This is a genomic window from Geobacter psychrophilus (assembly GCF_056821595.1).
Genome location: NZ_JBXDTU010000004.1, coordinates 2,465,635 through 2,481,723 on the forward strand (window position 1 = coordinate 2,465,635; position 16,089 = coordinate 2,481,723).

General features: G+C 47.9%; 12 protein-coding genes. All 12 read left to right on the plus strand.

Annotated features, from left to right (window positions below; translation table 11 throughout):
* Positions 1 to 11 precede the first annotated feature (11 nt).
* The 12 genes from ACOCF6_RS14005 to ACOCF6_RS14060 all read left to right on the plus strand — a co-directional run bounded on the left by ACOCF6_RS14005 (position 12) and on the right by ACOCF6_RS14060 (position 15,902).
* Positions 12 to 692 carry a class I SAM-dependent methyltransferase gene (locus ACOCF6_RS14005; protein ID WP_482460950.1) on the plus strand — a complete coding sequence of 227 codons (681 nt, stop codon included), beginning with the start codon at positions 12 to 14 and terminating at the stop codon, positions 690 to 692.
* The gene (locus ACOCF6_RS14010; protein WP_482460951.1) at positions 689 to 1,753 is read left to right on the plus strand and encodes a glycosyltransferase family protein; all 1,065 of its coding nucleotides are present in this window, start codon (positions 689 to 691) and stop codon (positions 1,751 to 1,753) included. The genes ACOCF6_RS14005 and ACOCF6_RS14010 overlap by 4 nt, the downstream gene beginning before the upstream one ends.
* 97 nt (positions 1,754 to 1,850) lie before the next feature.
* A complete protein-coding gene (locus tag ACOCF6_RS14015; RefSeq protein WP_482460952.1) occupies positions 1,851 to 3,311 on the plus strand; it encodes a hypothetical protein in 1,461 nt (486 codons plus the stop codon).
* 14 nt (positions 3,312 to 3,325) lie between these two features.
* A complete protein-coding gene (asnB, locus tag ACOCF6_RS14020) occupies positions 3,326 to 5,212 on the plus strand; it encodes an asparagine synthase (glutamine-hydrolyzing) (protein ID WP_482460953.1) in 1,887 nt (628 codons plus the stop codon).
* A gap of 2 nt (positions 5,213 to 5,214) precedes the next feature.
* Positions 5,215 to 6,300: a glycosyltransferase gene (locus ACOCF6_RS14025; protein ID WP_482460954.1), complete on the plus strand. Its 1,086-nt coding sequence runs from the start codon at positions 5,215 to 5,217 to the stop codon at positions 6,298 to 6,300.
* Entirely contained in the window at positions 6,297 to 7,250 is a 954-nt protein-coding gene (locus ACOCF6_RS14030; protein ID WP_482460955.1) for a methyltransferase domain-containing protein, read from the plus strand. The genes ACOCF6_RS14025 and ACOCF6_RS14030 overlap by 4 nt, the downstream gene beginning before the upstream one ends.
* A 26-nt stretch (positions 7,251 to 7,276) precedes the next feature.
* A complete protein-coding gene (gene asnB, locus ACOCF6_RS14035; protein WP_482460956.1) occupies positions 7,277 to 9,154 on the plus strand; it encodes an asparagine synthase (glutamine-hydrolyzing) in 1,878 nt (625 codons plus the stop codon).
* Positions 9,155 to 9,219: 65 nt separating this feature from the next.
* Positions 9,220 to 10,443 (plus strand): glycosyltransferase, encoded by a 1,224-nt coding sequence (locus tag ACOCF6_RS14040; protein WP_482460957.1) that lies wholly within the window; start codon positions 9,220 to 9,222, stop codon positions 10,441 to 10,443.
* Positions 10,440 to 11,507 (plus strand): NAD-dependent epimerase/dehydratase family protein, encoded by a 1,068-nt coding sequence (locus ACOCF6_RS14045; RefSeq protein ID WP_482460958.1) that lies wholly within the window; start codon positions 10,440 to 10,442, stop codon positions 11,505 to 11,507. The genes ACOCF6_RS14040 and ACOCF6_RS14045 overlap by 4 nt, the downstream gene beginning before the upstream one ends.
* Positions 11,504 to 12,772: a WcaI family glycosyltransferase gene (locus ACOCF6_RS14050; protein WP_482460959.1), complete on the plus strand. Its 1,269-nt coding sequence runs from the start codon at positions 11,504 to 11,506 to the stop codon at positions 12,770 to 12,772. The genes ACOCF6_RS14045 and ACOCF6_RS14050 overlap by 4 nt, the downstream gene beginning before the upstream one ends.
* Positions 12,765 to 14,177: a sugar transferase gene (locus ACOCF6_RS14055; RefSeq protein WP_482460960.1), complete on the plus strand. Its 1,413-nt coding sequence runs from the start codon at positions 12,765 to 12,767 to the stop codon at positions 14,175 to 14,177. Before ACOCF6_RS14050 ends, ACOCF6_RS14055 begins: the two co-directional genes overlap by 8 nt.
* A 36-nt stretch (positions 14,178 to 14,213) precedes the next feature.
* Complete coding sequence (locus ACOCF6_RS14060) at positions 14,214 to 15,902, plus strand: capsule assembly Wzi family protein (RefSeq protein ID WP_482460961.1); 1,689 nt, start codon at positions 14,214 to 14,216, stop codon at positions 15,900 to 15,902.
* The last annotated feature ends 187 nt before the right edge of the window (positions 15,903 to 16,089 follow it).

A 16,089-nucleotide genomic window follows, 5' to 3' on the forward strand; every position in this document is an offset into this window, starting at 1 on the left:
AAACTATAACTATGATAAATCAGTTTGAAAATGATATACCTCAACCATCTGTAATGCCTATTGATCGGAAAACATGGGCAGATGAACTACATTTATCCAATTTCATAAACACGTACTACCAATACCGCGATCTGCGGTCATGCGGCAATCCAAAGAAAATACTGATTGTCGGACCAGGGCAGGGACTAGACACTGAGGTATTGAAATGGCGGGGCTATGAGGTAACAACCTTTGATATAGATGATACATTCAATCCGGATGTAATTGGTAGCGTTCATGAGCTTTCTGCATTTAATGACTGCAGTTTTGATGTTGTGATTGCATCACATGTATTGGAGCATCTTGCCGAACCGTATCTGGATATCTGTTTGTCTGAATTAGCCAGGGTTGGCAGGTACAGTTTAATATATCTACCTGTAGCAGGTCGTCATTTTCAATTCCGACTTAAAATGGATTTAAAAGGACTCGACTTGTCTTGTATTTTCGATATGTACAATTGGTTTAGAAAGCCGGACGGCATAACACCAAGATATTGTGGCGGCCAGCATTTTTGGGAAGTCGGAATGAAGGGCTATCGAGTTGCGAATCTGATAAGTCGATTCGAGAAGGCATTTGAGCTTGTTAAGCATTATCGCAACAAAGACTGGAATCCGAGTTACAACTTTGTCATGAAGTCTAGGCGATATAGATGAAAATAATCTATTCATTTAACAAGAAGGGGTTCGAGGCAGACTACTGGAATCGTGAGATCAAGGCAGCTTCAAGTGGCCGGTATCAATTCGTACCGTTTAATCACGAGGTCTATCTCGATACAACCCTTTATCTACGTGCACAACTTCTTGATGATCTTTACTTTGCCAATCATCCGGGTTTGCTGAAAATGTATGCGGACCTTGAAAGGTTGATTTCAGATAATGAAGCCGAAGTGCTCATAGTTGACAACTGCTTTCCGTATCATCCTGACTTCCTACTAAAATTAAATATATACAAAGTACTAAGGACGACCGACGGGCCTCTCATGGCATATGATCGTGACTTTGCATATCTTCATGCTTATGACCATGTTTTGTATCATAGTCCCGCTTATAGCAGAGATCTGGGAATGGAAGAAAAGCTTCGGTATTGTGGAGCTAAACGGCTTGATTTCTGGCCGCTTGCTAGTTTCGATGCCCTTTGTGATCCCTCAAATACCGAAGAGAATATATTAACTACAGTTCGAGACATTGATGTGGTTTTTATTGGAGCATTGCATTTGAATAAAATGCCTTTACTTGCCGCTGTTAAAAAGGCATTAGGCAAGAGATTGCAGTTGCATGGCCTGGCAAACCTGAAAAAAAACATCTATTTCAATCTTAAGTATGGATTTCCTGGGTGGGTAACACCGATTCCATTTAATAACTATGTATCACTTTACCAACGTGCGAAGATAGGGATTAATCTGCATAATCGAGGTGATTATACAGTTGGTAGTTACCGACTGTTTGATCTGCCGGCCAATGGTGTTATGCAGATTTCAGATGGCGGGCAATATTTGGATCAGTTTTTTTCGGTAGGGAATGAAGTCGTTTCTTATCAGGATGTCGATGATCTTATAGACAAAATTAGATATTATCTCACCCATGATGAAGAGCGGGAGCTAATTGCACTTAACGGATTCAGACGGGTCCAGAAGGAATACAAGATAGGTACAATGTTGTCGAAAGCTGGCGATCTAATAAAGAAAGGGATGGAATCATGGAACCAAATAAAATAAGGCCTCTTAGGTCAAGTCAGCATAATCTTCAAATGGATAAATATCGATATGTACACAATTCATTTCTGTCGATCCTTCGATAGAGTCTGCTTTGTAAATGCAATTTAAAATTAGGTCTGTATCAATTCTTTTATTAGTAGTTTTATTATGTGCCGTTGCGCTTTCATTCATGACAAGCGATGAGCGATATGTTGCAATACCTGTTTTGTCATGTTTTGTAATGATGCTGTGGCTTTGGTTGACGTTGTTGGACCGCGATAGATGCATCCCATTATTTGATGCAGGAATTTTCTGTGGCTTAGCCACGTTTTTTTATTCAGTTTATCCTCTAGTTAATTTTTGGGCTGATGGCTTCAAATTTGGCATACTCAGTGACAATAGGTTATGGAAATATTCCATTTCTGCATATGAAATTGGTTTTTTCCATCTTCGCCATATGTTGTACATGTTTTTCTTTGTTGTTTTTTACAGTATTTTTCGCGGACGAGGTCGCTTAACTACAGGTAACGTTAAATTACCTTCTCGCTCAACTCAACAAGTTATAATCATCTTCTTTGTGCTACTTGGTAGTTATTTTCTGATTCTAAATTTAATAATATACCAAGATTTTGGATCATTGAAAACCTATAGTGCCAAAACTGCCCGAGTTGTAGAAGTAATGTCGAGCATGCCACGAGTTGTAGTTCAAGCATCTGACAAGTTAAGAAACATCTTTCTGTTATTTAAATTTTCAGTGATATTTATCCTCGTCAGTCGGTGCAGGAATAGAAAGTGGCTTCTTATCTTGATAGCCTGGCTTGCAACAGAAGTAATACTGACAATAGTTCTGAAAAATACACGTACTGGCCTAGTCTTTCTTATCTTATCATCAGTACTTTTTTATCATCGGTTAATTAGACCGTTTTCGGCGCGTTTTCTGATTATTTCGGGGATGTTATTTTTCATTTTTATAAATTTTATTGGCGTGTACCGTATGTATACCGATATGGGGTCATTTCAAAATAAGCTTGCACAAGCTGATGGTGGCGTCGTGTCGAGCGTGAATGAGTTTCAATCTTTATTTGCAACATCTTATGATGTGTTTCAACGGAAAATTGCCGGTGACGATATGCCTTGGTTCTTATACCTCAATGATTTTATTTCAATACTTCCACCGCAGCAGATAATGCCGTTCGAGAAAATAGGTGCTAGTACTTGGTACATGCAAGAACTTGGTTTAGGTGATGTCGGGTATGGATTTATGTGGGGAGTAATTACGCAGTCAATTGTTGGTTTGGACTGGTATGAGCTTGCTTTTCGCGGGGCAATCCTTGGATTTATACTTGCTATGATTCACCGTTGGTATCTTAGACACCAAACAGGTTTTCTGGAGACAGTCGTGTATATGTATTTATGCCTGAGGGTGTATTACACATTCAGAGAAACCACCTTCAGTATTCTAACTTTTTTTGTATGGGATGTCGCACCATTTTGCCTGTTACTCTATGTTGGAGAAAAAATTCTCACACGTAAAGTAAAGAGCAGTTCGAGAACGAAGGTAGCTTTACCCTCTCCCTAACATCGGTGCAATGCATGTGTGGAATCTGCGGAAAATTAGAATTCAAAGAAAGAATCCCTGATCCTGAGTCAATACGGGCCATGTGCAATACGATTGTGCACCGCGGGCCGGATGATGTGGGCATTCATACCGCACCCCATGTGGGTATGGGGCAGCGTCGTCTCACCATTATTGATCTGGCATCGAATGCCTGCCCCCCGCTTTGCAATGAAGACCGCAGCATCTGGCTGGTGTTCAACGGTGAGATTTATAACTATAGAGAATTGCGCACGCAACTTCAGGAGCGGGGTCATCGCTTTGCAACGCGCACTGACACTGAGGTTATCATTCATCTGTATGAGGAAGAGGGTACGGCTTGCCTGCATAAGCTGCGTGGCATGTTTGCCTTTGCCCTGTGGGATGAGCGCCGTGGAATACTATTTTGCGCCCGTGACTGCTTGGGAAAGAAGCCGTTCTGCTATACCCTGACATCACAATCGTTTGTGTTCGGCTCTGAAATAAAGGCGATCACAGTGGACCCGGATGTTACTGTTGCCCCCAATTATCATGCCATTGATCAGTACCTGACGCATCGTTTTGTACCCAGCCCTCTCACCGCATTTGAAGGTATCCAGCGACTGGGGCCAGGTGAGTATTTGACCTGCGATCTTAAGGGAACGGTCACAACCAAACGCTATTGGGAACCGCCGCTGTCCCGGAAAACTGATCTTCCCCGAGAGGAGATCGAGGCAGAGCTTTTGCGGCGCCTGCGCGAATCGGTAAAGATGAGAATGGTCTCGGATGTTCAGTTGGGGGCTTTTTTAAGCGGAGGAATTGACTCCGCCACCATTGTCGCTCTGATGGCACTAGAGAGCTCCCGGCCCGTTAAGACCTTTTCCATCGGATTCGAGGAAGAGGAATTCAACGAGTTGCCCTATGCACGTCTCTTGGCGGAACGCTACGGAACAGAGCACCACGAATTCATCGTCAAGGCCGATGCAGCCGAGGTTCTGCCACTGCTTGTAAGTCATTATAACGAGCCGTTTGCAGACTCTTCCGCTATTCCGACATATTATGTCTCAAAAATGACCCGCCAGAATGTAGCGGTTGCCTTGAGCGGAGATGGTGGAGATGAGTTGTTTGGCGGTTATGAGCATTATGCAACAGTACTGGCATGGAACAAGAGCGACGTTGTACCGCTCTGGGCGAGACGTTCTGCTGCGGATGCTGCACGTGGACTGCTTTATCCTTTCCAGCGGTTCAACAGCATTGCCCGGATCCGACGAGGTCTCGCGATTTGCGGGGCAGAGCATGTAAAAATGCGCGGACTCCTTTATCGAGCGCTTGTCAAGTCTGATGAAAAACAAAGGATCTATACGCCGCATTTCAGGAATCTGCTATCGAGTTCACCGATTCCCGCAGATCCGCTGGACGCTTACCGCTGGGAGGAAGGCATGGACGGGTTGGACTGGCTCATGCGTCATGACCAGAATTTTTATCTTCCTGATTGCCTTATGGTAAAGTCGGATATTGCCTCAATGGCCAACAGTCTTGAAGTCCGCTGCCCGTTCCTGGACAGCGAGTTACTGGGGTTTGCAGCAACGATCCCTTCTCACTTCAAACGAGATGCGTCTGGCGGGAAAAAAATTCTCAGAGGGGCAGTGGAACATTTGTTGCCAACTGAAATATTGAATAAGCCAAAGACCGGATTCAGCGTTCCGCTTGCAAAATGGTTGCGCAAAGATCTTGCGCCGATGTTGAAGGAAACCCTCCTTGACCACACATCTGCACGCAGGGGGCTGTTCAATCAGAACCAGATGAAAAAGATGGTTTACGAACATATCGATGGGCAGAGGGACTGGTCTGACCGACTGTGGGCCTTCCTGTCGCTTGAATTGTGGTTTCGTGAGTTTATCGACTAACCATGCGAATTCTTAATCTTACTCTAAATCTGTGTAAAGGCGGCGCAGAACGTCAACTCAGCTACCTCGCTCCGGAGCTTGTACGCAGGAACCATGACGTCCACATTGCCTATTTGCATGAGGGACATCTCCAGCCGGACTTGCCCGGGGTTACTCTGCATAAGTTGGCAGCGCAGTCCAATTACGATCCACGTTTGTTATGGCACCTGAATCAGCTTATACGCAGATTAAAACCGGATATCATACATACCTGGATACTGCAGATGGATGTTCTTGGTGGGATCGCGGCGCAGATGTCGAAGACCCCCTGGTTATTTCGTGAACCAAGTTCGGTTAAAGCATATCCCCCAACCTGGAAAAATCGTTTGCGAGCGCTGGTTGCAGCAGGTGCGAATGCAATTATCTCAAACTCACGCGGTGGCGAAGAATATTGGAATGACCTGTTGCCTGCAAGTTGCCGTTACATTGTTCCGAACGGTTTGCCGCTGCATGAAATAAGCTCGGCTGAACCCGGGTTACTACCGTCCATACTTGCTACTGAAGACACCCCTGTCGTATTGTATGTCGGGAGGTTGGCTTCAGACATCAGTGCCAACAAGAATCTTACGTTGTTTTTGGAAGCTTTGGCCATTGTCAGGAAAAAACACGATCTGATTGGGGTGATTTGCGGAGATGGACCGCAGAGGGCGGAGCTGGAGGTTTTACGAAACCAATTAGGACTTGAAAATTCTGTCCATTTTACCGGATATCTGCCTGCTGCCTCCGTATGGGCACTTATGAAAAAAACCACCGTTTTTGCGACACTGAGTGCTTATGAGGGGTGCCCAAATACGGTCATGGAAGCAATGGCTTGCGGCTGCCCGCTTGTTGTTTCGGATATCCCGGCGCATAGGGAGATTCTTGATAGTGACTCCGCATTTTTTGTTGACCCTTTGGACACTCAACAAACTGCAGATAGTATTTTGCATATATTTAACGGTTCACATGATGTTTTGAAGCTTGTTTTGAATGCACAGCAAAGAGCACAAAAGTGGTCCATTTCTGAAATGGCACGAAACTATGAAAAGGTTTACCTGGAAATACTATGAATGTAGGCCAATTACTCTACGGTATTTCCACCTTTCTTCCGGGATTGTCACAATTTCACTCCAAAGGAACCGGTGGTACAGATTCCGCCAGATACTGCTATTCTGTCTGGATGCGCCATCTGGTCATGGCCGCGCGCCAAGACCTGGTGACCTCTCCGCATCTGGTCGTTGGAGAGCTGGGGCCCGGTGATTCGATCGGAATAGGACTGGCCGCTCTTCTCTCAGGTGTTACCAGATATTATGGCATGGATGTGGTCAGACATGCTTCCTTGCATTCCAATAGCAGGATTCTGGATGAGTTGGTGACATTGTTCAGGCGCAGAGAGGACATCCCCGGCGACGATGAATTCCCGAACATCAAGCCTCGTCTGGGTTCTTACAAATTTCCATCTCAGATTTTAAACGACGATATCCTGGGAAACAGCCTTGAGGAAGATCGCATCAACCGGATTCGCAGTTCGATCAAGAACTGTGACAGTCCTGTGTCAATGATCAGGTACGTGGCTCCCTGGTATGGCGAAAATATTATAGAACGGGGAACCATCGACATGATCTATTCTCAGGCGGTGCTTGAGCATGTAGATGACCTTTCTGGCGCATATCAGGCCATGTATAAGTGGCTGAAACCGACCGGTTTCATTTCCAATCAGATAGATTTCAAATGTCATGGACTATCTGCTGCATGGAATGGACACTGGGGGTTCTCTAATATCATCTGGAAATTGATACGCGGCAGGCGCCCCTACCTTTTGAATCGCGAACCACACTCCACGCATGTCAGGTTAATGAAGGATGCCGGCTTCTCTATCGTAAACGAAAATAAGGTCATCCAGCAATCAGATGTCCTTCCTAAACAGTTGGCAGGACGTTTTAAGGGGATGTCAAATGAAGAAATGGCAATAAGCGGAGCCTTCATTCAGGCGGTTCGCAGCTGTATCCATAACAAGTAAGTGATACTCCCTGGAGAGACTGAGTTATGTGCGGTATAGTCGGTTTATTTTCAAGGGATTCTGTAGCTGACACCTCGCTCCTGGTTGCAATGCGCGACACCCTGACTCACCGTGGACCTGACGATGCCGGCGTTTGGTGGTCAACCGACCTACGACTGGCCCTGGCGCATCGTCGCCTTGCGATTGTCGACCTTTCTCCGGCGGGGCACCAGCCGATGTCCGACTCGTCAGGCCGTCTGCGGATTGTTTTCAACGGCGAGATATACAACTTTAAGGAGCTGCGACACGAACTGGAAGGAAGAGGCCATACCTTCCGCTCGCACAGTGATACCGAGGTGCTGCTGGCGGCATATCAACAATGGGGGAGTGACTGTCTCCAACACTTGAACGGCGCCTTTGCCTTTTGTCTGTATGATTCCCACGAAGAATGCCTGTTCCTCGCACGAGATCGGGCCGGAGAAAAGCCGCTTTTCTACACCCATGAACATGGCTGTTTCCGTTTTGCCTCAGAGTTGAAGGCATTGATGGCTGATCCGGGGGTACGGAGGAGAGTTAATCCGCAAGCGTTGGAGTTTTACCTGGCATACGGGTATGTACCTGGCGAGCTGTGTCTGCTGGACGGAGTTCATAAGCTGGCCCCGGCCCATGCGATCAAATTTTCGTTGCGCACCAACAAACTTGAGTCCTGGAAGTACTGGCAGCTGCCCGCTCAACAGCACACGCAATCAGTGACAGCCGAAGAGTTAACCGATGAGCTTCATCAGTTGCTGAGCGATGCCGTTCGCCGTCAGATGGTGGCAGATGTTCCGGTAGGTGTATTGTTGAGCGGCGGAGTTGATTCCAGTCTTGTAACGGCCATTGCTGCTTCTGTATCCCCGGGACGGATACGGACGTTTACCGTCGTATTTCCTGACCATGTCAAATATGATGAAGGCCCTTATGCGCGAATGGTGGCTGAACATTTCGGTACCGATCACATGGAGCTGGTTGCCGAACCGGCGACCAGCGATCTGTTGCCTCTGTTGGCTCGGCAGTACGATGAACCCATTGGGGATTCCTCAATGCTTCCGACCTATCTGGTTTCAAAGCTCATCCGTGAGCATTGTACCGTCGCTCTGGGCGGAGATGGAGGTGACGAGCTGTTCGGTGGTTACCCCACCTACAGCTGGATTTTCAAGCATGCATTTGTCAGGAAATTTATCCCGGCTCCGATCCGGCGCATTTTTTCAACAGGGGCGGAAAAGGTTCTTCCGAATGGGTTTGCCGGGCGAAATGTCTTGGCAGGCTGCGGTGGCGAGCTGGCTCAGGCGATGGCACGTTTCAATGTACGTTTTGACTTAGCCGCGCGTCAGCGGCTTGTGCCTGTGTTTCGAGACCAGCCGCACGACTCCCTGGGTTTTCCTGAGTGTTACAAAATTGACCAGTGGCAGAAAGAGCGCGGCCTGCCGGGCAGTGCCATGTCGTTGGATTTTAATACCTATTTGCCTGATGATATACTGGTGAAAACTGATCGGGCCAGCATGCTGAATTCATTGGAAATCAGGGCACCTTTCCTTGACTACCGGATCATCGAGTTCGCCTTCAGAAGTGTGCCGAATTCATTTCGTGCCGATCACAGCCGGCGTAAAATACTGCTGCGTAGTCTGGGGGGGCGCTTGTTGCCGCCCCAATTGGATCTGTCCCGCAAACAGGGCTTTTTATTGCCATTGGCTGATTGGGTCAAAGGGGAGTGGGGAGAATACATGCGCAGTGTGTTGAAGGATGCGGATGGTTCGGTGTTCAGTCGTGAAATGGTTGAAGAGTTATGGAAGGGGCAGAGACAGGGATTGAAAAATACGGAACGCCTGTTTTCTCTGGTTATGTTCGAATTATGGCGGAAACAGTATGGTGTTTCGATGCCCTGATGTGCACCAGCGCCGGAATGTAGAAAGAGAAATTATAAAATAAATTTGAAGGATATACATCAACATTGCGAATCCTCTTTGCAGTACATGGCTATAAACCTGCCTACCAGGTTGGCGGTCCAATCATATCTGTGTCCTCTCTTGCAGAAGCACTTGTTCGAAAAGGTCATTCGGTAACGGTTTTTACGACTACCTGCAATATGTCTGAAGAACTGGATGTTCCTGTTGATTGCCCCCAACGTGTCGATGGTGTTGAGGTGTGGTATTTCCGCAGGCAGGAGTTGCTCAAGAAGCTGTTTCCGTTTGTGCCATACCTGTCAAAATCCATGGGTTTTCTGTACGCTCCCGCCATGGCGGACCAACTGGATAGAATTGTTCCAACCATGGATCTGGTGCATACACATCTGCCCTTCATCTACCCTACATTTGCAGCTGCGCGTGCAGCACGTTTGAATCAAAAGCCACTTTTTTATCACCAGCGCGGCGTATTTGACCCTGGTCGAATGGGGTTCCGGTCGCTGAAAAAACAATTGTTCATGAGGGCCATTGAACAGCCGATCTTAAAATCAGCCACAACGTTGATCGCGTTAACAGATGCCGAAGTTGACAGTTACCGGATGCTATGCCCGTCCATACCTTGCCGGGTGATTCCAAATGGTATTGATGTGGAACAGTACCGTAGCGAACCAGATAATCCGACCGTCCTCAACGTTAGTCCTGAGGCGATTGTAATTCTATTTCTCGGGCGACTGCATCCGTTTAAAGGCGCTGACACATTGGTTGAGGCATTTATACAGGCTTGTGCAAACCTTCCAGATGCCGTACTCGTAATGGCGGGTCCTGATGAATTCAACCTGGGCAACCGGCTTCGATCGATGGCACTACAGCATGGACTTCAAGATCGCATTGTTTTCCCCGGAATGGTTACGGGAAAAACAAAGAGTGATCTGTTGGCACGAGCCTCCCTCTTCTGTCTGCCCTCGGTCGGTGAAGGTTTTTCCATGGCAATTCTGGAAGCACTGGCCAGCGGAACAGCAGTGATGATTTCTCCCGGCTGCCACTTTCCGGAAGTAGAGCTGGCCGGCGCAGGGAAGGTGGTGGAGGCAGTGGCGAGTGCGATGGCGAAAGGTATGATCGAAATGCTCAAGGATAGAACGCAATTGTTAGATATGGGGCGAAAAGGCAGGGAACTTGTTGCGCAAAATTATTCTTGGGATACGATTGCAGACGAACATTCTGAAGTATATCGGGAAGGTATCGCCCGGTATTCGTCAGCAAGTCGTTTGTGACGTCTCCTGACGAAACTAGTGGGGTCTATGTGCAAGCCGGTCAAAGGGGATATGGTATTGTGTCTGATAACCTGAATGAAACATCAATACATGAGAAAAGGATTCTGATAACTGGTGGTTCCGGATTTATTGGAACCAATGCGGTTGAGCACTTTGCAGGCTTGGGATATAACGTTTTAAGTATTGATATCAAACCTCCCCAAAAAACATCTCACCTTCCTTATTGGTCCCATGTGGATATTTTGGAGGTTGAAAAGTTACAAGAAATATTTATACGGTTTCAACCGCATTATTTGCTCCATTTGGCAGCAAGAACAGATTTGAATGAGAAAAAGAGCCTGGATGGTTATGCTGCGAACATAGATGGCATCAAGAATATTATTAAGGTTTCAAATGAATGCATCTCCTTGAAAAGGATTGTTTTTGCTTCCAGCCGCATGGTGTGCAAGATCGGCTACCAACCTCAATATACAGAGGATTACTGCCCTCCCAATCTGTATGGTCAAAGCAAAGTAGTTTCAGAACAACTAATCAAAGCAGCAGACATCAAAAGTGAATGGATCATCGTTCGGCCGACGTCGATTTGGGGTCCCTGGTTTGATGTGCCGTACAAGATTTATTTTGAAACTATCGCGAAGAGAATGTACTTTAATATCTCCGGACTCAACCCTCTTAAATCATTTGGATTTGTATCCAACACGATCTATCAGCTCAATTGTTTATTGGATGCGCCTTCAGAATTGGTTAACCGGAAAACTATGTACCTGTGTGATTATCCAGCACTTGACGTCAATACGTGGTCTGACCGAATCCGTATATGTATGGATCAGTCCCCGATTCCAACCGCCCCGTACCTGATTGCCAAGTTGGGTGCCGTATGTGGAGATTTTATTTCATTGGTGTATAGCAGATTTCCTCTCACCACTTTTAGACTTGATAATCTCATTACTGATATGGTGTATGACACGACCGAACTTGAATCTATTTGTGGTCCACTGCCATTCAATATTGAGGAAGGTGTTAGGCTGACCGTCAAGTGGATGCGAGAATCAGATAAAAAATGACAGAAAATGGTAGAAATAGGGTGCAACTGCGCATTCTGGTCTACGGCATAAACTATGCACCTGAACTGACCGGAATCGGCAAGTATACCGGCGAAATGTGCGCATGGCTTGCCAGTCAAGGTCACGAGGTAAAGGTCGTTTGCGCCCCGCCTTATTACCCCGCTTGGAAAGTTTCAGACGGTTATTCCTCAACAGGTTACTCATGCGAAAACCTGAATGGTGTGTCCATAACGCGCTGTCCGCTCTGGATTCCAGCACGCCAGTCCGGCATTCGACGCATCCTGCACCTCTTTTCATTTGCCATCAGCACCTTTCCCGTTGTATTGAAAACCGCAATGGTATGGCGTCCGGATGTCGTGTTCGTGCTGGAGCCAACGTTCTTCTGCACCCCCACAGCCCTGCTGGCAGCTCGCTTGACCGGCTCGAAAGCCTGGCTGCATATTCAAGATCTGGAACTAGATGCGGCTTTTGCGCTTGGCTTGATCCGCTCTCGCCTGCTCCAGCGTGTAGTGGAAAGTTCAGAACGGTTTATCATGGGGAAATTTGATCTTGTTTCAAGCATTTCAGACAGCATGCTTACCGGGATTCATGCAAAACGGGTCCCGGTCGGAAAGACTCTCTGCTTTCCTAACTGGGTAGACACAAAAACAATCTACCCGATTCAGGAAGACAATACCCTCAGGGAAGAGTGGGGGATTTCGCAGGATCTAATTGTAGTCCTTTATTCGGGAAACATGGGCGAAAAGCAGGGGTTGGAGATTGTGGTGGAGGCTGCTCGTATCCTGTCACCTGAGAAACTGATTATGTTCGTGCTCAGTGGGGACGGTGCTGCACGACAACGGCTTGAGAATTCTGCCGAGGGTCTGGATACTATTCGATTCACCCCGCTGCAACCAGTGGAGCGGCTGAATGACTTGTTAAATCTGGCGGATATTCATTTGTTACCGCAGCGACCAGATGTGGCCAGCCTGGTGAAGCCATCCAAGCTGCTCGGCATGATGGCAAGTGCCAGACCAATTGTTGCCACAGTAAAAGAGGATTCCGAGCTATCCCACTTGGTAGATAAATGTGGCATTGTTGTGTCGCCTGGAGATTCACATGCATTGGCAACTGCTATACATCTGCTGGCAGACAATCCTGAAATGCGAACCAGGTTGGGAGAAGCCGCCAGAGTACTTTGCATGGAGCAGTGGGACAGCAGGAATGTACTTGCCGCATTTGAAAAAAAATTGACACAGCTGTGTAACGGAATTGCGGATGCTTAGACAACAGGCCCGATTATTTGCCAAATTTGCCGTTGCGGTTGATGTCGCCGCTACTGTGACTGCATTTGTACTGGCGTTTAACGCGGTTCAGCTGGCTACCGGCCAACTGAGCGATCTTCAGGACTACAGCTGGGTGCTCGTTGTTGTACTACCTGTCTGGATCTTTCTGCTGACATATTTCGGGCTCTACGACTCGATGCGTACGAAATCCTTCTTTGCTGTCATTGCGGCACTCCTGAAAGTTCACGTTATTGGCGGACTTATAGTTTCGGCGAGTGTTTTTCTTGTTCACGCTACCAGTTACAGTCGACTTCTGTTTGGCAGCTTCATACTCTTCTCACTGGTTCTCATAGTAGTGGCCAAGGGCAGTATCAAGCTGTTGCTCAGATTTTTCCGCCGGAAGGGGTATAACAGCAGAAATATCCTGTTTGTCGGTTCGGGTGACCAGATGCATCACTTTGTGGATGTTATCAGGCAGCATAATGACTGGGGGTTTGTCATTGCCGGCATTGTTGGTCTGCCTGATGAACCTGGTGCACCTGAAATCCCGGGGTGTGCCCGGCTGGGATATATTGATGAGTTGGTGGAGATCTGCAAGCAGAAGATGATTGATGAGGTGGTCTTTTCTCTTCCCCGCAGTAACCTGTCGGTGATTGATGAATATCTCTATATGCTTCAGGAAATGGGCATAAGCGTAAGAATGGTGATTGACCTTTATGATGCCCCTTCCTCGCGCAAGGAACTTTCTATGTTCCATGGCGATATTCCTGTTTTGACGTATCACAGCAAGGCTTTTGACACCGGGCAGCTTTTTCTCAAGCGCTGTCTGGATATTGTGGGTGCCATTGTCGGTCTTATAATTACGGTACTGTTATTCCCATGGATTGCCCTGGCCATCCGGCTCGAATCAAAGGGTCCGCTGCTGTTCGGGCAGGAACGTGTCGGCGAGAATGGCCGCACCTTTACGTGCTGGAAATTTCGCTCCATGCGTATGGATGCCGAAGCTCGAAAACAGGAACTGATGTCGCAGAATGAGATGACCGGGGCAATGTTCAAGATGAGGGATGACCCTCGAATCACCAGGACAGGACGATTTCTCCGAAAATCGAGTCTTGATGAACTGCCCCAGTTCTGGAATGTGCTGAAGGGCGAAATGAGTCTGGTCGGTACGCGTCCGCCAACTCCGGATGAGGTAGCAGCCTACGAGAACTGGCACCGCAAGCGCATCTGCATAAAACCGGGTATTACCGGTCTGTGGCAGGTAAGCGGCCGCAATCAGATCCATGATTTCGATGATGTTGTCAGGCTTGATATTCGTTACATAGAAGAGTGGTCATTGTGGTTGGATATCAAGTTGATTCTCAAGACCTTCTGGGTAGTGATGGCCAGTAAGGGTGCAAGATAGTTATTCAAATTGTGTTTATTCACAATTAGGAGGCCAGTGCAAACAACACATAACATATCGAAGCCGATCAGCATCCACCTGTGCTTAGCTGGCATAGTATTCCTGGCATCACTTGTTTCTGCAGAACCTGCATCTGCCCTCTCCTCCGCCAATATCCCACTGGGTAGTCCGATCTACGGCTACCTTGAGAAACTGGCCGGTATGGGACTGATTACTTCTGACGTAAGAGGGCTGCGGCCTTATTCCAAAGCAGAGGCGGCCCGGTTGGTGCAGGAAGCCCAATCGAACCTGATCGTGCAGGATACAACTGCACCTGCCTTTGCAGGGGAACTGATAAAAAGAATCCGTGAGAGCCTGCCGCGAGAGGTGTCACTGCGTGAGAACTCTGACAAAAAGCCGCAGTTCATCGATTACAACCCGGTGTCTGCCCTGCGGTTGCGTTACGTATATCTGGATGGGGTCCCCCGGGACTACAATCGCCCGGTTTTCATCCGTGGCGGGCAGTCTGCGTTCGGCTTTATCGGGGGGACTCTTCGCCCTGCTGGCGATGTCGGTGTGCTGAAAGATTCAGGAACCGAAGGAACGCCCCTGATTGAAAACAACAATGGGGTTATTTACAGGAAAGGGCACAATGCCGAGATCCGACTTTCTGCAGAGGGCTATATCAGCGACCTGGCTTCTGTGCTTGTGGAGCCGATACTGCAGTACTCTCCCGATGATACCCGCTTTCAGCTGAATCGGGGCTATGTCAAGCTGGGGGGCGGCGGTCTGGAGCTGGAGGTCGGACGCGATGAAAACTGGTTCGGGCCGGGATATCGCGGTGCTTTGACCCTTTCCAGCAATGCCAGGAACTTTGACCAGGTCAAGCTCTCAAGCCCCGAACCTCTGGATGTTGGCTGGGTAAAACAGTGGCTGGGGGATGTCAAGTATGCTCTGGTGGTGTCACGCTTCAATGAGACCGATGTGGGGACTCCTGATCACCGGCGCCCCTATTTTATTGGAGTCAAGCTGGCTGTAAAACCTTACAGCTGGTTCGAATATGGCCTTAATTTTGTGCGGCAACAGGGCGGGCCGGGATTTACAGGCTCAACCACCATCAAGGATGAGATCTTTGGGGGTGGCTACACGAATCATACTAACAGCATCGCCGGGGTGGATCTGCGCTTCCGTATCCCCTGGCTGCGCAATACAGAGGTCTACGGTGAATATGCCGGCGAAGATTCTGCTTCGTTCTGGCCGATTGTTGAAAGCTACGTAGCCGGCATATATGCCCCCTGTTTGACGGCCGCCTGCCGCGATGACCTGCGTTTTGAATTTTATTGGGGTAATCCCATGCTCTACACGGATTTCAAATTTCCGCGCGGCTACACCTACCATGATATGTCACCCGGCCATTCCCAGGGAGGAAGTGCCCAGGATTTTTTTGTCCGCTACAGCCACTCCTTTTCGGCTCGTCACATGGTTGCTCTGGAATATTTCCATACCGATCGGGGGCAGGAGGGACGTGTCCGCGTTAACAGTGTCGGCCAATATGATCCGCTCAATGGTGTTATGCAGGTCATGGAGCACAAGGATGCCGGACGTATCTCCTGGATGCTGCCGATCTATGGAGATCTCGATGGACAACTGCTCTATGGTGTCGAAAAGATCAGCAACCTGAATCTGGTCGAGGGTGCCACACGAACAAACCACCTGGCCGCATTTGAACTCAGGTACCGCTACTGATAAATGATCCGTTTGTTTGACCGGAATTGACGTTCGTATTACCCATTGCATGGCTGGATACTGTAATGGTATATCTTGACGGAATATTTGGCTTATTAGAGCTTTGGAAATCGTATTCTGCGTGATTGTGCAGAAATGAATGCATTAACGCACGTGTCCTGTCTATCAGGGTGATGTGAGGAGATCT